The sequence below is a fragment of the Microbacterium sp. WHRI 7836 genome (assembly GCF_040223885.2).
Lineage (GTDB): Bacteria > Actinomycetota > Actinomycetes > Actinomycetales > Microbacteriaceae > Microbacterium > Microbacterium oxydans.
This window is the reverse complement of the sequence record NZ_CP168171.1, coordinates 3741217-3760596: the sequence shown is the minus strand read 5'-3', so window position 1 is coordinate 3760596 and position 19380 is coordinate 3741217. Positions and strand designations below refer to the sequence as shown.

General features: G+C 69.2%; 18 protein-coding genes. 13 read left to right on the top strand and 5 right to left on the bottom strand.

Going from position 1 to position 19380, the window contains the following annotated elements; genetic code table 11:
- Positions 1–65 precede the first annotated feature (65 nt).
- A complete protein-coding gene (locus tag ABRP18_RS18090) occupies positions 66–422 on the top strand; it encodes a hypothetical protein (protein ID WP_349885183.1) in 357 nt (118 codons plus the stop codon).
- A 25-nt stretch (positions 423–447) separates the two neighbouring features.
- Here ABRP18_RS18090 and ABRP18_RS18085 read toward each other — a convergent pair whose 3' ends face one another.
- On the bottom strand, positions 448–1038 hold the full coding sequence (locus ABRP18_RS18085) for an Lrp/AsnC family transcriptional regulator (protein WP_257022274.1): 591 nt from the start codon (positions 1036–1038) through the stop codon (positions 448–450).
- Between the two features lie 150 nt (positions 1039–1188).
- Between ABRP18_RS18085 and ABRP18_RS18080 the strand changes: the two genes are divergently transcribed.
- Genes ABRP18_RS18080 through ABRP18_RS18060 form a run of 5 tightly spaced genes read left to right on the top strand, consistent with a single transcriptional unit; the run spans position 1189 to position 6403 of the window.
- The gene (locus ABRP18_RS18080; protein ID WP_046748521.1) at positions 1189–2772 is read left to right on the top strand and encodes an ABC transporter substrate-binding protein; all 1584 of its coding nucleotides are present in this window, start codon (positions 1189–1191) and stop codon (positions 2770–2772) included.
- Between the two features lie 11 nt (positions 2773–2783).
- Positions 2784–3845, top strand: coding sequence for an ABC transporter permease (locus tag ABRP18_RS18075; protein WP_058631931.1), 1062 nt, complete (start codon positions 2784–2786; stop codon positions 3843–3845).
- Entirely contained in the window at positions 3842–4753 is a 912-nt protein-coding gene (locus ABRP18_RS18070; RefSeq protein WP_017203805.1) for an ABC transporter permease, read from the top strand. The genes ABRP18_RS18075 and ABRP18_RS18070 overlap by 4 nt, the downstream gene beginning before the upstream one ends.
- Positions 4750–5571 carry an ABC transporter ATP-binding protein gene (locus tag ABRP18_RS18065; protein ID WP_193762074.1) on the top strand — a complete coding sequence of 274 codons (822 nt, stop codon included), beginning with the start codon at positions 4750–4752 and terminating at the stop codon, positions 5569–5571. The genes ABRP18_RS18070 and ABRP18_RS18065 overlap by 4 nt, the downstream gene beginning before the upstream one ends.
- Positions 5564–6403, top strand: coding sequence for an ABC transporter ATP-binding protein (locus tag ABRP18_RS18060; RefSeq protein ID WP_058631932.1), 840 nt, complete (start codon positions 5564–5566; stop codon positions 6401–6403). The genes ABRP18_RS18065 and ABRP18_RS18060 overlap by 8 nt, the downstream gene beginning before the upstream one ends.
- A gap of 145 nt (positions 6404–6548) precedes the next feature.
- Here the strand turns inward: ABRP18_RS18060 and ABRP18_RS18055 are convergent, their stop codons facing one another.
- A complete protein-coding gene (locus ABRP18_RS18055) occupies positions 6549–7253 on the bottom strand; it encodes a hypothetical protein (RefSeq protein WP_227751218.1) in 705 nt (234 codons plus the stop codon).
- A gap of 255 nt (positions 7254–7508) precedes the next feature.
- Here ABRP18_RS18055 and rpsF point away from each other — a divergent pair, with 255 nt between their 5' ends.
- The 4 genes from rpsF (at position 7509) to rplI (ending at position 9191) form a co-directional block, all read left to right on the top strand.
- Positions 7509–7877, top strand: a complete 369-nt coding sequence (gene rpsF / locus ABRP18_RS18050; protein WP_021201450.1) for a 30S ribosomal protein S6 — start codon at positions 7509–7511, stop codon at positions 7875–7877.
- A 5-nt stretch (positions 7878–7882) separates the two neighbouring features.
- Entirely contained in the window at positions 7883–8395 is a 513-nt protein-coding gene (locus ABRP18_RS18045) for a single-stranded DNA-binding protein (protein ID WP_045262453.1), read from the top strand.
- 77 nt (positions 8396–8472) lie between these two features.
- Positions 8473–8727, top strand: coding sequence for a 30S ribosomal protein S18 (gene rpsR, locus ABRP18_RS18040; protein ID WP_017829850.1), 255 nt, complete (start codon positions 8473–8475; stop codon positions 8725–8727).
- A gap of 11 nt (positions 8728–8738) precedes the next feature.
- Positions 8739–9191: a 50S ribosomal protein L9 gene (rplI, locus tag ABRP18_RS18035; protein ID WP_045262454.1), complete on the top strand. Its 453-nt coding sequence runs from the start codon at positions 8739–8741 to the stop codon at positions 9189–9191.
- A 71-nt stretch (positions 9192–9262) separates the two neighbouring features.
- Here rplI and ABRP18_RS18030 read toward each other — a convergent pair whose 3' ends face one another.
- The gene (locus ABRP18_RS18030) at positions 9263–9961 is read right to left on the bottom strand and encodes a WYL domain-containing protein (RefSeq protein ID WP_349885182.1); all 699 of its coding nucleotides are present in this window, start codon (positions 9959–9961) and stop codon (positions 9263–9265) included.
- 73 nt (positions 9962–10034) lie between these two features.
- Here ABRP18_RS18030 and ABRP18_RS18025 point away from each other — a divergent pair, with 73 nt between their 5' ends.
- Positions 10035–10775 (top strand): alpha/beta fold hydrolase, encoded by a 741-nt coding sequence (locus tag ABRP18_RS18025; RefSeq protein ID WP_349885181.1) that lies wholly within the window; start codon positions 10035–10037, stop codon positions 10773–10775.
- A gap of 13 nt (positions 10776–10788) precedes the next feature.
- Here the strand turns inward: ABRP18_RS18025 and ABRP18_RS18020 are convergent, their stop codons facing one another.
- Complete coding sequence (locus ABRP18_RS18020; RefSeq protein ID WP_349885180.1) at positions 10789–14472, bottom strand: efflux RND transporter permease subunit; 3684 nt, start codon at positions 14470–14472, stop codon at positions 10789–10791.
- A gap of 370 nt (positions 14473–14842) precedes the next feature.
- Here ABRP18_RS18020 and ABRP18_RS18015 point away from each other — a divergent pair, with 370 nt between their 5' ends.
- Both ABRP18_RS18015 and ABRP18_RS18010 read left to right on the top strand, forming a co-directional pair.
- Positions 14843–16978 (top strand): CapA family protein, encoded by a 2136-nt coding sequence (locus ABRP18_RS18015; protein ID WP_349885179.1) that lies wholly within the window; start codon positions 14843–14845, stop codon positions 16976–16978.
- A gap of 177 nt (positions 16979–17155) precedes the next feature.
- Complete coding sequence (locus tag ABRP18_RS18010; protein ID WP_058631937.1) at positions 17156–17563, top strand: hypothetical protein; 408 nt, start codon at positions 17156–17158, stop codon at positions 17561–17563.
- 252 nt (positions 17564–17815) lie between these two features.
- On the opposite strand, the gene ABRP18_RS18005 is transcribed toward ABRP18_RS18010, so the two are convergent.
- Positions 17816–19375, bottom strand: coding sequence for a hypothetical protein (locus ABRP18_RS18005; protein WP_349885178.1), 1560 nt, complete (start codon positions 19373–19375; stop codon positions 17816–17818).
- Positions 19376–19380 lie beyond the last annotated feature (5 nt).

The following is a 19380-nucleotide window of genomic DNA, read 5'->3' as shown; positions in this document are numbered from 1 at the left end:
TGCGGGGTGTCACCACCCGGGGCGGGTGACTTTGCGGGTGAGTTCCGACGGGCATAATCGAGGATGTGACTGCGACTGCAACCCTTCCCTCCCTCGACGGCCGCCGATTCCGGATGGTGTCGTCCACGACCTCGGCGGTCGACCCGGAATCCCCGAGCATCTTCGAGTACTTCGAACGCGACGGCGCGATCTGGGGCGGGTACGAGGGCGACACGGTCACCTTCGGCAAGTTCGTCGGCACCCGCACGGGCGACACGATCTGGGTGTCGTTCGTCCATGTGCTCAAGAGCGACGGCACGGTCGTGACCGGCGACGGCGAGAGCGAACTGGAGCTGACCGACGACGGCGGCATCCGTCTCGTGGAGCACTATGAGATGCACGGACTCCCGCAGCTCAGCGTGTGCGAGGAGCTCTCCGCCTGAGGAGATCCGGCGACCGATACGAAGCTCAGCGCGGCGGTAGTGCGTCGCGACCAGGGGAAGCCGGCGTCCACCGTGTCATCCCGAGCGGTGCGGTGACGCTGCTCCGTTCCGGAAGGTCGCCCGGCAGCAGGTAGGGGCGGCGGATCACCTCGTCGAGCACGACGACGCTGACCACCGTACGCACCTCGGGCAGCTGGGCGATCACCCCGGTGGAGAACTCGTGCACGCCGCTGACATCGACGGCCCGGATGAGGAGCATCGCATCGTGCTCGCCCGTCGTGATGGCGCACCATTCGACGTCCGGCATCTCCGTCACGCGTTCGCGGAACGACGCCCAGGCCTGCGGCATCACCGTGACGAACACGAGCGCCCCGATCGACAGCCCGGCCTTCGCCTGATCCACGCGGGCACTGAAGCCGGTGATCACCCCGTCGTGCACGAGCGACTCGACGCGGGTGTAGGCGTTCGCGCGAGAGATGCCGACCTTGTCGGCGAGGGCGGCGATCGAGACACGACCGTTATCACGGAGCACTTCGAGGATTCTGTACGCCGTCTCGTCCAAGGGCGCGGCACTTCGTCCAGAATGCTTCGACTCTTCCGCATTCTTGCTGGACATATTGTTACCCACAATCGAGGTTCTGGACAGAGCGTGCCGAGGTGACCCGCTCTTGCTGGACACATCGTCGCATATGATGCGAATCTGATCCACGGTCGTCCACATCGGTGGCGGCTCACCCGAATGTACTCCTCGCCCTTGGAGGCCCTCATGTCGTCACGCCGTATCACGCCGGTCATCGCGCTCGGAGCCGTCGCGCTCCTCGCGCTCGCAGGTTGCTCGGGAGGGAACTCGGCGAACAACGGCGGGTCTTCCGGGAGCTCCGACTCCCTCGTCATCGACACCGCGTTCTCGATCGAGACGACCGACCCGGGTCACACCTACGACCCGACCGGCAACATGATCGCCAAGGCGCTCTACGAGACCCTCGTCGACTTCGAGGGCTCCGACGTCTCCACCCCGGTTCCGGGCCTCGCGTCGTGGGAGCAGAACGACGAGGCGACCGAGTTCACCTTCACCCTCGAAGGTGACCGCGTCTTCTCCGACGGCTCGCCCATCGAGGCGAAGGACGTCGTGTTCTCGCTGCAGCGCATCCAGGGCATGGAAGACGCCAAGCCCAACTTCCTCCTCGGCGGCCTGACCATCACCGAGGTCGACGACAAGACGATCCAGTTCACGTCCGAGACCCCGCTGCTGCAGCTGCCCGCGATCCTCGCGAACCCGGCACTCGGCATCGTCAACTCCGATGTCGTGATCGAGAACGGCGGCGCGACCGACGGCACCGACTCGGCGCAGAAGTTCCTCGACGGCGCATCCGCCGGCTCCGGACCGTTCGTGCTCGACACCCTCGACCTCAGCTCGCAGGTCGTGCTCACCAAGAACGACGAGTACAACGGCGACGAGGCGACGGACTACAAGCGCGTCGTCGTGCGCAACGTCTCCGAGAGCGCGACGCAGCTCGCCAACCTCAAGGGCGGCGACTCGATGGTCGCTATGGACCTGAACGGCGACCAGGTCGCCGGTCTCGGCGACGACATCACCGTCGACTCGGTTCCTTCCGGTCAGACCATCTTCCTGCTGCTGAACCAGGGTGCCGCCGGCGGCGACCTGGCGAACGTCAAGATCGCCGAGGCGATCCGCTACGCACTCGACTACGACGCACTGCTGGAGCTGGCCGGTGCCGGCTCCGTCCAGGCGACCGGCGTCATCCCTCCCGGGTTCGAGGGCGCGCTCGACAGCGGTGTGAAGCAGGACCTCACCAAGGCCAAGGCCGCACTCGCCGAGGCCGGATACACGGGGCAGACGCTCAAGCTGCAGTTCCCGAACGACTACCCGGTCGGCGGCGTGGAGTTCACCCCCCTCGCCGAGCGCGTGCAGGCCCAGCTCGAAGACGCCGGCATCACGGTCGACCTCGCCCCCGCGCCGTTCGCGACCGAGCTCGACGCCTACGTCAACGGCACCGAGGGCTTCGGCCTGTGGTTCTGGGGCCCGGACTACGCCGACTCGGCGAACTTCCTGCCCTTCGCTCCGGGTCTGAAGGTCGGCCTCCGTGCCGGCTGGGCGGCCGAGGCCAACCCGGAGATCGCGGGCATCGCCGCCGGTGCTGCCGCAGCGACCGACTCCGAGCAGCGCACGTCCGCGTTCACCGCGTTCGCCGAGGCGATGCAGGCCGAGGGTCCCTTCGTCCCGCTCATCGTCCCCGGTCGCAACATCTCGTCTGCCGACAGCGTGAAGGGCGCCGTGTACAACTCCGTGTGGGAGATGGACATCGCCGAGATCACGCCCGCCGGCTGATCGGACGACTCATGACGACAGTGGCCGTGCAGAGGCAGGCGCAGCGGCGCCGCTCGCCTCTCGTCGGGTACCTGCTGCGGCGGGCCGGCACCTCCCTGCTCCTGCTGGTGGGCGTGACGATCGTCACCTTCGCGCTCACCAACCTGGTGCCGGGAGACCCGGTCTCGGCAGCGCTCGGTGAGGGCGCGTCGCAGAACCCCGCGACGCGCGAGGCGTTCATCAAGGCGAACGGACTCGACCAGCCACTGTTCGTGCAGTACTTCATCTATATGGGGAACCTCCTGCGCGGAGACCTCGGCACGTCGCTGGTGACCGGACGCCCGGTCACCAGCGACCTCGCCACCGCCGTTCCCGCGACGATCGAGATCGCGATCGGGGCGATCATCGTCAGCCTCGCGGTCAGCATCGTGCTCGGCACGCTTGCGGCCTACCGCCGCGGACTCGTCACCGACCAGGTCATCCGCGTCGTGACGCTCGTCGGCCTGAGCGTGCCGACCTTCTGGCTGGCACTGGTCAGCTTCTATGTGTTCTTCCTCGAGCTGCGCATCGCGCCGGGCTCCGGCCGCATCTCGCCGTCGATCACGCCACCCCCGCGCGTGACCGGGCTCTACACCGTCGACTACCTCTTGAACGGCGACGCGGTCGGCTTCTTCGACGCTCTCGCGCACCTCGCCCTCCCGGTCATGGTGCTCTCACTCGTGACCATCGGCCTGCTGACCCGCTTCATCCGCACCTCGGTGCTCGAGGTGCTCGGCAGCGACTACGTGCGAGCCGCCCGCGCCAAGGGACTCCCGGCCATGCGCGTCATCCTCGACTACGTGCTGCGCGGAGCCTCGCTGCCGATCCTCACGGTGGTCGGCGTCGCATTCGGTGCCCTGCTCTCCGGCACGGTGCTCGTCGAGTCGGTCTTCGCGTGGCCGGGTCTGGGAACCTACGCCTACAACTCCGCCGCGAACCTCGACCTGCCCGGCATCATGGGCGTCGGTCTCGTGGTCGGCGTCATCTACCTCCTCATCAACTTCATCGTCGACCTGCTCTACGGCGTGCTCGACCCGAGAGTGAGGATCGCATGAGCCGCATCGCCGCAGCGACCCCTGCCGGACGCTTCCGTTTCCGCTGGCCGCGTGCCTGGCGCACCCCGCTCGGCATCATCGGCACCGTGATCGCCGGTGCGTGGATCATCGTCGCCTTCACCGCGCAGTGGTGGGTGCCGTACCCGCCGAACGCGCAGGTGCTCCCTCGACTACAGGCGCCGGGCATCGACACGCTCCTCGGCACCGACGGCAACGGCCGCGACATCTTCTCGCGTCTGATGACCGGCGCCACCGTGAGCCTTCCGCTCGCGCTCATGCTCGTGATCGCGGCCATGATCATCGGCACGCTCATCGGCGCGCTCGCCGGATACTTCGGCGGCTGGGTCGACGAGACCCTCATGCGCATCACCGATCTGTTCATGGCGTTCCCGACCGTGATCCTCGCGATGGTGGTGGCCGCCTCCCTCGGGCCGTCGCTGTTCAACGCCGTGATCGCGGCGATCGTGGTGTCGTGGCCGCAGTACTCCCGCGTCACCCGCAGCATCGTGCTGGGCCTGCGCGGGCAGAACTACGTGATCGCCGGTCGCCTGCTCGGCCACTCGCCGGCTCGCACGCTGTTCGTCGACATCCTCCCGAACATCGCCGGTCCGGTTCTGGTGCTCGCGACGCTCGACATCGGTGCGGCGATCCTGCTCCTCTCGGGACTCTCCTTCCTGGGCCTCGGCGCCCAGCCGCCGACGGCCGAATGGGGCTCGATGATCTCCGGAGCGATGCAGAACTTCGACGCCTGGTGGCTCGGAGTCTTCCCCGGTCTCGCGATCCTCACGGTGGTGCTGGCGTTCAACTTCCTCGGAGATGCGATGCGCGACGTGCTCGACCCGACCGCCGAGATCACGCACGAGAAGGCGGCGGAGCACAAGGCGTCGGCGACGGGAGTGGCCGCATGACCTCGGCGCAGGGAAACTCGTCCCTCAGCATCCGTGATCTGACCATCGACATCGGGCGCCCGCTCGTGAAGGGCGTCTCGCTCGAGCTCGAGGCCGGCCGCATCCACGGCCTCGCCGGGGAGTCCGGTTCCGGCAAGACCCTCACCTCGCTCGCCGTGCTCGGGCTGCTGCCGCGTCAGGCGCGCGTCGGGGGATCGATCCTGCTCGCGGGGGAGGAGCTGGTGGGCCTGAAGCGCCGCTCCCTCAACACGGTGCGTGGCAAGCGGATCGCCATGGTGTTTCAGGATCCGTCGGCGTCGCTGCACCCCCAGCTGCCCGTCGGTCGTCAACTCACCGACCACATGCGCGTGCATCTCGGGCTCAAGGGTGCGGCGGCGCGGGCACGCGCCGTCGAACTGCTCGAGACCGTGCAGGTGCCCAATCCGACGGAGGCGCTGAAGCGGTATCCGCACCAGTTCTCCGGCGGCCAGCGTCAGCGCATCGCGATCGCCTGCGCCCTCGCCTGTGACCCCGAGGTGCTGCTGGCGGATGAGCCCACCACCGCGCTCGACGTGACCGTGCAGGCGGGGATCCTCCAGCTGCTGCGAGACCTCGCCGTGGAGCGGAACCTGGCAGTGCTCCTCGTGACGCACGACCTCGGCGTGATGAGCGCGATCGCCGACAGGGTGGCCGTGATGAAGGACGGCCGGATCGTGGAGCTCGCCGATCGCGAGACCCTGTTCCGCGATCCGCAGCACGAGTACACGCGCATGCTGCTCGCGGCCCTCCCGGGTTCGCGCATCGATGAGGCACCGGAAGGGCAGGCCGCAGATGAGTGAGGTCGCAGTCCTCGACGCGCAGGACGTGGTCGTGCGCTACCCGGGCAACCCGCCGGTGATCGCCGTGAACGGCGTGTCGATCCGGGTGGCTGCGGGGGAGACCGTCGCCCTCGTCGGTGAGTCCGGCAGCGGCAAGTCCAGCCTCGCCCGTGCCGTGGTCGGCATCGAGAAGATCGCCGCGGGGACCGTGCTCTTCCGGGATGCTCCGGTCGCCCCGCTCGGCATCCGGCGGCGGGGGCTCGCGCTCACCGGCATCCAGATGGTGTTCCAGGACCCGGCGACCTCGCTGAACCCCCGGCGCCGGGTCGGTGACCAGATCGCCGACGGGATCGCCACCGCCAAGGCGCGGGGTGCCGAAGGGTCCACGGTCGAGGAGTGGCTCGAGCGCGTCGGGCTGCCGACGAATGTGAGCACCCGCTTCCCGCACCAGTTCTCGGGCGGGCAGAAGCAGCGCATCGCGATCGCGAGGGCGCTGGCGGCTCGGCCTTCGCTGCTCGTGGCCGATGAGCCGATCTCGGCGCTCGACGCGTCGACCCAGACGAGTGTCGCCGGCCTGATGCGCGACCTGGTGGCCGAGTCCGGCGCGGGCATGCTGTTCATCTCGCACGACCTCGCCGTGGTGCGCCGCATCGCCGACCGCACGTTCGTGATGTTCGGCGGTCGCGTGCTCGAGTCGGGTCCGACGGATCAGCTCTGGGCCGCGCCGAGGCATCCTTATACGCAGGCGCTCCTGGCGGCGATCCCCGAGCCCGACGGCGCCGGGCGCATCCCCGCCGCCCCCACGGTCGACGACCGCACCGTGTGGGCGGAGGTTCCCCCGGTCGCGTACTGACCCGCGGTGCCTCCTGCGAAAACGGAGACGACCCCTCCCTTGGGCGGAGTGTCGAGGTGCGACACTCCGCGCTGAGAAGGGATCGTCTCCGTTTTCGCCGGCGGCCCTGCGGATGCAGCTCCTGCGGATGCAGAGCGCGCGGATGTCAGAGTGGTGCGACGATGTCCTGCTTCACGTCCCACTCGGTGACTTCCTGGATGCTCTCGATCTTCTGGCCCTCGACCTCGGTGGAGGCGTTGGCGGCGAGCACCGCGTAATCGCTCGTGACCTCGAAGACCATCGCGACGCTGGTGCCCTGCGCCTCCGAGGTGCCGGTGAGGAGGAACACGTCCTGGCCCAGACGCGTGCCTTTACCGGTGACGGTGTACTCGCCGGACAGCGTGTCGGCCACGCCCATCGGGTCGGACGCGTCGACGGCCTTCGCGGCCGTGCTGAGCGTGCTGATCTCCTGGTCGGTCGAGTTCTCGTCGGCGACCTGCCACTCGCCCGTCGCGGACTTGACCCACGCGTCATCGCCGATCACGATGACCGACCCGAACGTGGTGGTGGTCTCGACCGCGTCGTCGGCCGGGTTGTAGCGCGTGGTCGACTCCATGCCCAGGGTCGTCATCTTCGCGGAGAAGCCGGCGGTGTCGGTCATGGCGGCCGTGACGCACTCCGCGAGGGTGGCACCGTCGATGGTCGTGCCCTCCTTCAACTCGGGGCAGTCCGCCTGCGGTGCTTCCGCCTCCTGCGAGGCTCCGGCACTGGGCTTCTTCTCGGCGGTCGAGTCCGATCCGCTTCCGGTGCATCCGGTGAGCAGCACGGCGGCGGCGAGCACGACGCCGACCCCCCATTTGTTGACGCGCATCGCGTCCCCCCTCTGGTCGAACGCCCGATGACCGTCATCGGGCACTCTTTCCAGCATGCCAAACACCCCAGGAGTTCCCGTCACCACCGACCGCTGTGTCGGGGTCTTGTTCGCGCCCGCACCGCTCTTCCGCTAGACTGTCGAGGTTGTCTGCCTTGCGGCGTCCATTCGGGATTCCAGAGGCGGGCACGTGCACACACCCTCCTGCTCCCGGGAAATTCCCGAGAGCCGTTCTAGTCCGAAGGAGGTGGGTAAGTGACGCACCAGTACGAACTCATGGTCATTCTGACCCCCGAGATCGACGAGCGCCAGGTCGCACCTACGCTCGACAAGTTCCTGAAGGTCATCACCAACGATGGTGGCTCTATCGAGAACGTCGACATCTGGGGCAAGCGCCGTCTCGCCTACGAGATCCAGAAGAAGACCGAGGGCATCTACGCCGTCGTCAACTTCACCGCGACCAGCGCCGCCACGCAGGAGCTCGACCGTCAGCTGAAGCTGAACGAGCAGATCATGCGCACCAAGGTGCTCCGCGCTGAAGAGGCTCAGGCGATGATCGCTTCCGAGGCCAAGCGCTCCGAAGAGAAGGCTGCCCGCAAGGCCGCCAAGGCTGCGAAGGCCTAAGTCTCATGGCCGGCGAAACCGTCATCACCGTGGTGGGAAACCTCACGGCCGACCCCGAGCTGCGCTACACGCAGAACGGGCTGCCGGTGGCGAACTTCACCATCGCATCGACGCCTCGGAACTTCGACCGTGCCGCGAATGAGTGGAAGGACGGCGACGCGCTGTTCCTCCGTGCATCCGTCTGGCGCGAGTTCGCCGAGCACGTGGCAGGTTCGCTGACGAAGGGCATGCGCGTCATCGCGCAGGGCCGTCTGCGTCAGCGCTCCTACCAGGACCGCGAGGGCAACCAGCGCACCGCGATCGAGCTGGAGGTCGACGAGATCGGCCCCTCGCTCCGGTACGCGACCGCGCAGGTCACCCGTGCGGCCTCGACCGGCGGTGCCGGCGGCGGTGGCGGTGGACAGTCTCGCCCCGCGCAGCAGCAGGTGTCGGAGGAGCCGTGGTCCACGCCCGGCTCGTCGACCAGTGCCGATGCCTGGAGCACTCCGGGCAGCTTCGGCGACGACACCCCGTTCTGAAAACACTTCTCTGGCCCTGAGCTGGACCCCTGGGTCCCTGAGCTCGTCGAAGGGCCGCTCATCACTAAGGAAAAACTATGGCTGGAAAGTCGAGCGGCGACCGCCGCAAGCCGCGGAAGGGTGGCAAGCCCACCGCTCCCGCGAAGTCCATCCGGGTCGGTGTCATCGATTACAAGGATGTCGCCACCCTCCGCAAGTTCGTCTCGGAGCGCGGCAAGATCCGCGCCCGTCGTATCACCGGTGTCTCGGTGCAGGAGCAGCGTCTGATCGCCACGGCGATCAAGAACGCGCGCGAAATGGCGCTCCTGCCCTACGCTGGCGCCGGCCGGTAAGGGGTATCGAGATGGCAAAGCTGATTCTCACGAACGAGGTCGCCGGGCTCGGTAGCGCCGGTGACGTGGTCGAGGTCAAGAACGGGTACGCCCGTAACTTCCTCATCCCGCAGGGCTTCGCTACGGCGTGGACCCGCGGTGGCGAAAAGCAGGTCGCTTCGATCCAGGCCGCGCGTCAGGCACGCGCGATCCACGATCGTGACGACGCTGTCGCACTGAAGAACGCTCTCGAGGGCACCAAGGTGCGCCTCACGGTCAAGGCCGGCAAGGAGGGTCGTCTCTTCGGCTCCGTCAAGACCGACCACGTCGCGGATGCTGTCGCAGCCGCGGGCCTGGGTTCGATCGACAAGCGCAAGGTGCACATCCCGTCGCCCATCAAGGTGACCGGTGAGCACGAGGCCACCGTGCGTCTGCACGACGATGTCACCGCAGTCATCACGCTGCAGGTCATCGCCGCCAAGTAAGCACACGCGGCAAAGCCCCCTGTTCTTCGGGACGGGGGGCTTTCTGCATCCTCGGATGAGGGAACGTCGCCTCAGAGGTCGCGGCCGTGCACGGGTCTGGCGTTCGCCGGGGGATCTCCGACCTCGTCGACGGTGTGGCCGGTGCAGGCCGCCGCTGTCACGCTGGCTCGTTCGACGCGCGAGACGGCGAACCACCGGATGGCATCGCGCAGTCGACACCAGCCGACCAGGTACCACTGCCCACCTGTGGAGGCGAACAACACGGGTTCGACGTCTCGGGTGGTCGCGACGCCGTCTCCCGAGGTGTAGCGGATGCGCACGACGCGCTGCTCCGACATAGCCTCCTCCAGCGCCGACCGGACCGCGCGCGACGGCGACGGGGGTGCGTCGACCCAGACGCGGCGGGCGAGCTCGTCCGCACCGGCGCGGGTGCGCGGGTCGAGGACGTCGATGATGTTGCTCACGGCGGCTGCGGCCAGATCGCCGTACGGGGCATCCGGGCTCGCCGACACGGCCGCCATCAGGGCTACGGCCTGCGCGGGCGAGAGCGTCACGGGTGGCAGGGATGCGCCCGCCGCCAGCCCGTAGCCCCCACCCGGGCCGGGGCGTGACCACAGCGGCGCGCCGCTGCGCCCGAGAGCGGCCAGGTCGCGCTTGACGGTGCGCACGGAGACCTCGAACTCGCGCGCCAGACGCTCGGCCGACACGCCCCGCGAACCGCTGCGGCGCAGCATCTCCGACAGGGCATGCAGTCGCTCCGCACGTTTCACGGGCGGACCATCACGGAATTCATGACATAGATAGTGACACACACCTGTCTGCCGTGCAGCGCAGGCTGGTGGCATGACACACACGAAGAGCAGCCCGACCATCCTTCTCATCGCCGGACATTGGCTGGGGGCGTGGGCGTGGGACGAGGTCCTCCCGCACCTGGACGATGACGGCACTCGCGCGTCCGCGATGACGCTGCCCGGCCTCGACGCGGACGACCCCGACCGCGCCGCGAGGACCCTCGACGACCAGACGGAGGGTATCCGCGAAGAGCTCGTCCGACTCGGGGCTTCGGCGGAACGGCGCGCAGTGATCGTCGCGCACAGCGGTGCGAATGCTCCGGTCAGCCTGATCCTCGATCGGCACCCTGAGCTGGTGGCACGCGTCGTCTGGGTCGATTCGGGACCGGTCGCATCCGGGAGTGTGTTCGCGCCCGACCTGCCGCACGACGTGGACGAGCTTCCCCTTCCGCCCTTCGACGTGCTCGGGCAGCAGGCGAGCCTGGAAGGCCTGAGCCCAGAGATGCTCGCGCGCTTCCGTGAACAGGCCGTCCCCGAGCCGGGCCCCGTGCTGCGCCAGTCCGTCGAGCTCGTGAACGACGACCGTCGTGCCGTGCCCACCACCCTGGTGTGCTGCTCGATCCGGAGCGGGCAGGTGCGGGAGCTGGCGCAAGCGGGTCATCCGATGTTCGCGGAGGTCGCCCATCTGATGGACGTCGACATGATCGACCTCCCCACGGGGCACTGGCCCATGTGGAGCCGGCCGGGCGACCTCGCCGAGCTGGTCCGGGCGGCGGCCGCCCGGACCAGCTGATCGAGTCGGAGCGCTACTCGCGCTCGCCTGCGACCTCGAAGATGTCGGTCGGGATCTCGGCTGCCGCGGCACGCCGTTCCTCGCGCCGTGCGCGTCGCTCCGCGCGCTTCGCGATGCGGCGGTCCCGCCGGCGCTCCACCAGTGTGTAGAGGATCGGCACGAGCACGAGCGTGAGCAGCGTCGAGGACACGAGCCCGCCGATCACCACGATCGCGAGGGGCTTCGAGATGAACACGCCGCCACCGGTCAGCCCGAGGGACATCGGGATCAGGGCGAACACCGTGGCGGCCGCCGTCATCAGGATCGGACGGAGTCGCAGACGCGTGCCGTGCTCCACGGCGTCGTCGAGACTCGCGCCCGCCTCGCGGAGGCGGTTCACCAGGTCCATGAGCACGATCGCGTTCGTCACGACGATGCCGATCAGCATCAGCAGTCCGATCAGCGCGGGCAGGCCCATCGGAGTACCGGTGAGGAGCAGCCCGAGGATCGCCCCGGTCGCCGCGAACGGGATCGAGACGAGCAGCACGAGCGGACCACGGAAGTTGCGGAACGTCGCCACCATCACCAGCAGCACGAGCACGATGGCGCCGAGCATCGCCAGACCGAGCTGGCTGAACGCCTCGTCCTGCTGCGCCGAGGCGCCGCCCTGTTCGAAGGTGACCCCTGCCGGCAGGTCGGTCTCGGCGATGGCCTTGTCGATGGCCAGTCCGGCGGCGGACAGTCCGCCCTTCTCCGGCGTCACCGTGAGCGTGACCTGGCGCTCACCATCGGCGCGTGTGATGGTCGGAGCAGTGAGCTCCTCCTCGACCGTGGCGATCGCGGCGAGCGGGATCGCGGTGCCGGTGACCTCGGCGGCCGCCTTCTGCTCGGCCTCGGCTGCCTCGGCCTCGGCCTGCTGGGCGGCGGCGTCGGAGCGGCTCTGACGCAGGGCCTTGATCTGCTCGTCGGCGGCCGTGATCCCGGACTGCGCGCCGTCGATCGCACTCTGGAGTGCGGCGAGCTGTTCCGCACGCTCCGTCTGGGCCTTGAGCATGGCCTCGTCGTCGGGGCTCAGCGGGTCCGCCGGAACGATGGGTGCTGCCGACAGCTCGGCCAGTTGACGGTTGAGGGCACCGATCTGACCGGCCATCTCCGCGCGCTGCTTCGTGGCCGTGTTGATCTGCGAGTTGAGTTCGTTCTCCGCCTTGACCTTGGCCTCGTTCGCCTTCGCATCGGCCTTGGCCTGGAGGGCGTCCGCTGCCGCCTTCTGCGCTTCGGCGGTCTGCTGGGGCGTGACCGGAAGCATGATCTCACCGAGCTTGTCGGCCGTGCGTGCCGATCCCGGCGTGCGCACGACGATGTCGCGCTCCTGGCCCTCGTACATGAGGGTGCCGACCGTGGTTCCGGACAGCGCCTCCTGAACGGCCTTGGCGATCATGGAGCGGTCGAATCCGAGGCGCGTGGCCAGAGGCTCGTCGACCTTCACGCGCAGCACCGGCTGTTCACCGGACAGCTCGCTCTTCACGGAGCGCACTCCGTCGGCGTCGGCCAGCTGCTTCTCGAGCAGGTCGCTCGCCGTCCGCAGCGCGGTGGGGTCGTTGCCCTGGATCTGGAGGGCGATGCCGTCACTCGCCCCCGCCAGGGAGGCGTCCTGCGCGGCGAGCTCGATCTCTCCGCTGTCGGGCAGCCCGTCGAGGGCCTTCTGCACCTGTGCTTCGACATCCGCGACCTCGGCGCTGTCCTCCACGCGGAGGTCGTACGTGATCGAGGTGGGTGTGCCGGGGGTCGGCACCGGGATCGACGTGGTGATGTCGGCGATCCCGTCGATCTTCCCGAGCGTCTTCTCGACGGGTTCCGCCGCGGCGACCAGATCGGCCGTGGCCTCCTTCGGCGGGGTCTGCACGACCTGGAGGCTCGCCTGGCCGGACGACCCCAGGAAGTCCGTCTGGATGAACGGGGTCATGCCGAGGGTCACGACCAGCAGCAGCGCGGAGGCCACGAGTGTGATCACCGGGTGCCGACGGGTCGCGTTGAGGGCCGGCATGAACGTGCGCTGCAGGCGGTCCGGAGCGGAGTGGATCTCGTCGAGCTCCGACGGGATGTCGCTCTCGCGGGCGGGTTCGGCGGAGGCGGACGCCGTCCCGAGCGCTGCCGTCGCCGCTGTCGTCGTCGCCGCGGCGGCAGTACTCCCATCCTCGACCGACTCCTCCGACGAGGGCTGCGCCTCCTCGGGGGTCGACGTCCGGTGTCGGGGTGCCTTGTTCAAGAACCACGAGGCGAGCACGGGCACGATGGTGAGCGACACCACGAGCGACGCGAGCAGGGCGATCGAGACGGTCACAGCGAACGGGCGGAACAGCTGACCGGCGATACCGGAGACGAACGCGATCGGAAGGAACACCGCGACGGTGGTGAGCGTCGATGCGGTGATGGCGCCGGCGACCTGCCGCACGGATGCGACGATGCCGTCGATCGTGAGCGGACCATCGCCGCGTCGCCGCGAGATGTTCTCGATCACGACGATCGAGTCGTCGACCACGCGTCCGATCGCGATCGTGAGCGCGCCGAGGGTCAGGATGTTGAGAGTGTTGCCGCTCCACCACAGGCCCACGAGAGTGATGAGCAGCGACAGCGGGATCGAGACCGCCGCGATGATCGTCGAGCGCCATGAGCGCAGGAAGGCGAGGATCACGAGCACCGCGAAGAGCAGGCCGAGACCGCCTTCCACGGAGAGGTCGTGGATCGACTGCTCGATGTAGGGCGCCTGGTCGAAGATGGTGACGAACTCGGCGTCCAGGATCGGTGCGAGCCGGTCGAGCTCGGCGTTCACGCCGTGCGAGATGTCGACGACGTTGGCGCCCTGAGAGGGGATGACCTGGAGCGTGAGGGAGGGCTTGCCGTTGACGCGCGAGATGGTCTGCGCCGGAACCGTCTCGATCGAGACGTCGGCGAAGTCGGCCACCGCGACCGCGCCGTCGGGGGTGGGGACGGAGAGGGTCTGGATGTCCTCCAGGGTCGCCAGCCGGGATCCGACCGTGATCGAGAGGGGGCCCTCGGCCGAATCCGCCTGACCGGCGGGGAGCGCCGCTCCGTGGGCCTCCAGGAGCGGTCCGAGTGTGGAGGGCTCGACCTTGAGGCGCGTGACGTCTGCGGAGCGGAGGTCGATCGTGATGCGCTGCGTCTCCTGACCGGCGAGCGTGACGTCGCGAACACCTGAGACGGTCTTCAGCGCCGGGACGACCGTCTGCTGCAGGGCGTCCCCGAAGGCCTCCTGGTCGCCGCTGGTCCCCGCGCTCAGCACCATCGCGGGCAGGTCTCCCGCGCCCCCCGAGGCCACGTTCACCTCGGTGCCGGAGGGGAAGCCGGGCTTCAGGGACTCCGCCGCGCTGCGGATGGTGCGCAACGTCTCCTCGTCGTCTTCGCCGAAGGTCCACTCGACGAGGACCTGCGCGTCGCCGGTCGCCGTCGTCGAGGTGACGCTGGTCACGCCGGGTACGGCGCGGACCGCCTGCTCCAGCGGCTCGGTGATGGTGCTCGCCATCTCCTCGGGGGCAAGACCCTGCGACTGCGCCGAGATGAAAGCCATGGGCGCCTGCAGCGACGGCATCAGCTCCTGCTTGAGCGAGTTCATCGATATCAGCCCGAGGGCGACGATCGCGAGCGTCGCGAGCGAGAGGATGAGGCGGTTCTTGAGACTGCTGCGGGTGAGGAACGACATGGCGCGGTGGCGTGCTTTCGTGTGAGGCGCGACGGACGGACAGGCGGACGCGCGGCGGGTGCGGCCGGCGGGCAGCCGCCAGTCGTCGGGCCGTACCGGTTCCCGCCCGGTTCCTGCACAGATCGATGAGAGGCGACTGCGCAGCGGCGACACGGTCGATGCTTCGAGCCTGCCGGTTCGGCCGCACCGGGACATCCCCCCGAGGGCTGATACCGGTCATCCCGCGGGACGATGATCGGCCGGGAAGAGCACGGTTGCGGGAACGTATGCGGTTCTGCATACACTCCCGCAACATCGGCTGCGCTTGGCTCGAAGGCATGAGTGCTCTCCTGGTGAACCCCACGTCTCGTCGCCGAACCGGCCTCCGCGCGTGACCGTGGTCTCGTCGCCACCCCGGGCGGCGTGGGGAGATGCCGCGAAGGGGCTGCTGATCGTCCTGGTGGTCTTCTGGCACGTCGTGCTGAAGACGTACCTGCAGGTCGATTGGCGCATCGGCATCCCGATCCCCGGTGTCTGGGGACTCGCCAGCGATCTCATCTGGCCGTTCCTGATGCCGTTGTTCCTGCTCGTCTCCGGCTACTTCGCCGCCGGTGCACTGGCGCGGCCGTGGGCTGCCGTGTGGCGACCTCGGGTCGTGCGCTTCCTCTACCTCTATCTGGTGTGGACCCTCATCCACATGCTCGCGATGTGGGCGTTCCCCGACTTCCCCACGTTCGTTCCCCGCAGCGTGTCCGAGTTCGTCGAAGGGGTGACGATCAGCCCGCCGAACACCTGGTACCTCTACGCGCTCGCGCTGTACTTCCTCGTGGCCAAGGGGCTGCAGCGTCTTCCGCGCTGGACGCTCCTGGTCGCCGCATCGGCGCTGTCTGTCACAGTCGCCGCCGGCGTGGTCGACGTGGTGAGCAATCGAGGCTCGCTCCTCTACAACCTGCTGTTCTTCCTGGTCGGGGCCTATCTCGCGCCGCGGATCGGTCGTTTCACGGCACGGCCGCGGCGTCTCGCGGCAGGGGTGCTCCTGCTCGCCTACCTTGCCGCCTACGCCGTGATGCGAGTGACGGGCGCGGAGCAGGTGCCCGGCGTCTGGCCGATCGTGTCGTTCGTCGGAGTGACGATGGGTCTCGCCGTCGCGACCCTGCTCCCGGGGGTGCCGTTGCTGGGGAGAGGGCTGACATGGCTGGGGGCACGCACCCTGCCGGTCTACCTCCTCCACATGCCGCTCCTGGTGCTCGCGGATGCCGCACTGGTGGGTCCCCTGTCCGACGCGGGGAGCGCCGCACAGCTCGTGGGCGCGCTGGTGCTCCCGCCGTTGCTGACGGGTGCACTCGTGGCGGCCTGCGTCCTCCTCGCGCGGCTCACGGAGCGCGATGGGCTGTCCTGGCTCTGGGATCTTCCCCGGTTGCGGGCCGACCGGAAGAGTGGTGCCGCTCGCCCGCGCATCCCCTGGCGCACTCCGGTGGCGTTGCTGGTGCTGGTCGCCATCGCCGTCGGGCTGAGCGCGGCGGCGGCGTTCCCGGCGCGCACGTCAGAGGCGCGCGCTTCGTCTGCGACGCGCTCGGGGGAGGTGAGCATCGGAGCGGTCGGGGACGTCCTCCTCTACGACGTGCAGCACGCCGTGCCGGATGATCGCGGCCGGGCATACTTCGACGATGTCCGGCCGTGGTTCACGGAGGACATCGTCACGGGGAACCTCGAACAGGCGATCAGCGCGGAGACCGGGTACGACAAGTGCGGCCGCAGCGCGAGCTGCCTGGCGTTCCGGAGCGATCCCGATGCCGCCGCCCACCTGCAGGGCTTCGACCTGCTCAACCAGGCCAACAACCACAGCCACGACTACGGGAGGACGGGTTTCGACGAGACGAGGACGCTCCTGCGTGCGGTGGGGATCGACGCCGTGGGGGAGCGCGACGAGATCGTCGTCACCCGCGTCGGGAGCACCTCGGTGGCGATGGTCGGATTCGCGCCTTACAGCGGCTTCAACCGCATCACCGACCTGCGGCACGTGCGGCAGCTGGTGCGCGCTGCTGCGGCGCAGGCCGACATCGTGGTCGTGCATGCGCACATGGGGGCGGAGGGCCCCGGCGCCGACGCGGTGACACCGGGCACCGAGTTCATGTACGGCGAGAACAGGGGAGACCCGATCGCGTTCGCGCACGCAGCGGTCGACGCGGGCGCCGATCTGGTGATCGGACACGGCCCGCATGTGCTCCGCGGGGCGGAGTTCTACCGCGGGTGTCTGATCGCCTACAGCCTGGGCAACTTCGGGGGCGGAGGAGTGTTCGGCGCCGAGGAGGAGACACGCTACGGCGCCTATCTCTCCGTCCGGCTGCGAGCGGACGGCAGCCTCGTGGCCGGGCGGGTGCGACCCGTGCGGTTCGAGTTCGACGGTGGCGCGCCGCATCCCGACTCGACCGGTCGGGTGACCGACCTGATGAACGAGCGGAGTCGGCGTGACTTCCCCGACACGGCGGCGCTCATCGACGAGGGCGGTGTGCTCCAGGTGCCATAGCGCGCGTCGGGGCTGGTCGAAGGTCGTCGAAGACTGGACGAAAGTCTCCCCGGTTCGGCGTAATGATCCGACCTCCCGTTCCATCTCTCAGGTGTGAGGGTTGCTCGGTCGAAAGGGGGCCGGGCATTGCGAGGGGTGAGGGAAATCGTGAGTGGTCGAAGCCCAGCGGATCGGCTTATGGATGAGTTGGAGGTCGAGTGCGGGGCGAGCGTGCAATGCGTCACGGATCGGGTCTCCGCCATGATGGGGATCGATATCGAAGTGCAGGTTCTCGGTGAGGCGGAATGGCAGGCGACGCCCAGGCACGTGTTGGTGGAGGGTGATCGCGCCAGGATCCCCGTCCGGGCTTCCGACCCGCGCTGGTACCGGTTGCATGTGGTCGTCCACGAACTCGCGCATCTGCTGAGCGGAGACTCCCGCTGCACCGCCCTTCCGATGTCGTTCGATCAGCTCCGGCGCCCCGCCCAGGCGCGAGTGCTCATGCATGCGGGTATCAGCGGCTTCGAGCCGGACGAACCGGGTGCAGACGAGATCGCCGAGCAGCAGGCCGATGTCCTCGCTCGTCGCCTGGGCGCCTTGCTCTGAACCATCGCGCGGGAGCGCATGAACCGCCCGGGCATCCGTCCGCACTCCCGGCCGGCACGCCGATAACCCGCTTCCGGGCGCGACGGATGCCCCGTGGGTGGGGTTCCCACGGGGCATCCGCCCTTCTGCGCCGGCGTCGAACGACGGTGTGAGCTGGGGGCTACGACTCCGTCGACGTATGGGGTGGACGCAGCGGCGCACCGGCGGTGCGGGTCTCCTCCCCCGAGGACGAGCGCACCGCCGGCGTCATCGCTACGCCGTCAGCCGGCGGCGTCGCAGCAGTCCAGCGCCTCCGAGGAGAAGCAGGATCGCGGCGAGGGAGATCAGTCCTTCAGCGGGCGCTCCACCCGTCATCGCGAGTCCGTGGGCCTGGCCGGTGGTCGCTGCGCCCGAGGCGAAAGCGGCTCCGGACGTGCCGGGGGTCGAGCTGGCGGGGTTCGTGCCCGGGATGATGCCGGGGTCGGTGCCCGGGTTGGTGCCGGGATCCGTTCCCGGGTCCGTTCCGGGATCCGTGCCTGGGTCCGTTCCTGGGTCCGTACCGGGGTTGGTTCCCGTGCCGGGATCGGTCACCGTGGCCTCGCCGATCACGGAGATGGCGTTGCCGCCGAGCGTGATCGGCGCGTTGACCGGCAGCGCCACCTGGGTGCCGCCGAGGATGCCGTCGGTTCCGGTGGTGGTGTTGCCTCCGGTGGCCGGGGCGGGAGTGGTGGTCCCGCCGCTTCCGGTGCGGGTGACGGTGGCGTCATCGAGGAGGGAGATCGCGTTGCCGGTCACGCCGATCGGGGCGGTGATGGGTGCGGTGATCTGGGTGCCGCCGAGGACGCTGTCGGTTCCGGTGGTGGTGTTGCCTCCGGTCGCGGGAGCGGGGGATGCGGTCGCAGCCGCTCCGCTGCCCGTGGACGAGGTGTCGCCGAGCAGGGAGATCGCGTTGCCCGACACCGTGACGGGTGCCGTGACGGGCGCGGTCGCCTGCGTGCCGCCGAGGATCGCGTCGTCGCCCGAGGTGCCCGCCGACGTGGCCGGAGCGGACGAGCCAGACGGACCGGCGGTGCCGGCGCCCGTCGAGCTCGTGTCGCCGAGCAGGGAGATCGCGTTGCCCGACACCGTGACGGGTGCCGTGACGGGCGCGATGACCTGTGTGCCACTGCCGACGCCGTCCTCACCGGACGTCGTCGATCCGGTCGGGGTGGAGGGCGCCGGTGCTGCGGCTCCCTGCCCGGTCGGAGCCGTGCTCTCGGTGTCGCCGAGAACCGACACGGCGTTGCCCGTCACGGTGATCGGCGCGTTGACCGCGAGCAGTGCCTGGCTGCCCGAGAGCACTCCGTCCAGGCCGTTCGTGGTCACGAGAGGCGCCCCGGCCGATGGGTCGGTCTGGGGAGCCGAGCTCTGGGGAGTCCCGGCCGGGGCGCTGGTCGTCGACGTGTCGGTCACGCTCACGGCGTTGTTCGACACGGTCACGGGAAGGTTGACGGTGACGGCGGCCTGAGTACCGGACGCCGTCCCCGACTCGCCGCTCGTCTCGGCAGGTGCTGGTGCTGGTGCGGGTGCCGGAGCAGGTGCCGGAGCGGGCGCAGGTGCCGGGGCGGGCGCCGGCGCGGGGGCTGGCGAGCTCGACACGACGGCGTCGCTCACCACGGAGATGGCGTTGTTCACGACGGAGACCGGGGCGGTGATCGCCGTCTCCGCCTGGGTTCCGGAGAGCAGTCCGTCGTCTCCGGTCGTCTCGGCCGCGTTCGCGACCGTCGCGCCGAAGAGCGTGATGCCCCCGGCGATGAGCGTGCCCCAGAGGGCCCGCTTCAAGGAAGTACGCATGATGG

Bases quoted from the DNA above. Each gene is read 5' to 3' on its own strand.
- ABRP18_RS18085 (WP_257022274.1), bottom strand. From the start codon at position 1,038: ATGTCCAGCAAGAATGCGGAAGAGTCGAAGCATTCTGGACGAAGTGCC.
- ABRP18_RS18080 (WP_046748521.1), top strand. From the start codon at position 1,189: ATGTCGTCACGCCGTATCACGCCGGTCATCGCGCTCGGAGCCGTCGCG.
- ABRP18_RS18075 (WP_058631931.1), top strand. From the start codon at position 2,784: ATGACGACAGTGGCCGTGCAGAGGCAGGCGCAGCGGCGCCGCTCGCCT.
- ABRP18_RS18070 (WP_017203805.1), top strand. From the start codon at position 3,842: ATGAGCCGCATCGCCGCAGCGACCCCTGCCGGACGCTTCCGTTTCCGC.
- ABRP18_RS18065 (WP_193762074.1), top strand. From the start codon at position 4,750: ATGACCTCGGCGCAGGGAAACTCGTCCCTCAGCATCCGTGATCTGACC.
- ABRP18_RS18060 (WP_058631932.1), top strand. From the start codon at position 5,564: ATGAGTGAGGTCGCAGTCCTCGACGCGCAGGACGTGGTCGTGCGCTAC.
- ABRP18_RS18055 (WP_227751218.1), bottom strand. From the start codon at position 7,253: ATGCGCGTCAACAAATGGGGGGTCGGCGTCGTGCTCGCCGCCGCCGTG.
- ABRP18_RS18045 (WP_045262453.1), top strand. From the start codon at position 7,883: ATGGCCGGCGAAACCGTCATCACCGTGGTGGGAAACCTCACGGCCGAC.
- rpsR (WP_017829850.1), top strand. From the start codon at position 8,473: ATGGCTGGAAAGTCGAGCGGCGACCGCCGCAAGCCGCGGAAGGGTGGC.
- rplI (WP_045262454.1), top strand. From the start codon at position 8,739: ATGGCAAAGCTGATTCTCACGAACGAGGTCGCCGGGCTCGGTAGCGCC.
- ABRP18_RS18025 (WP_349885181.1), top strand. From the start codon at position 10,035: ATGACACACACGAAGAGCAGCCCGACCATCCTTCTCATCGCCGGACAT.
- ABRP18_RS18020 (WP_349885180.1), bottom strand. From the start codon at position 14,472: ATGTCGTTCCTCACCCGCAGCAGTCTCAAGAACCGCCTCATCCTCTCG.
- ABRP18_RS18010 (WP_058631937.1), top strand. From the start codon at position 17,156: ATGGATGAGTTGGAGGTCGAGTGCGGGGCGAGCGTGCAATGCGTCACG.
- ABRP18_RS18005 (WP_349885178.1), bottom strand. From the start codon at position 19,375: ATGCGTACTTCCTTGAAGCGGGCCCTCTGGGGCACGCTCATCGCCGGG.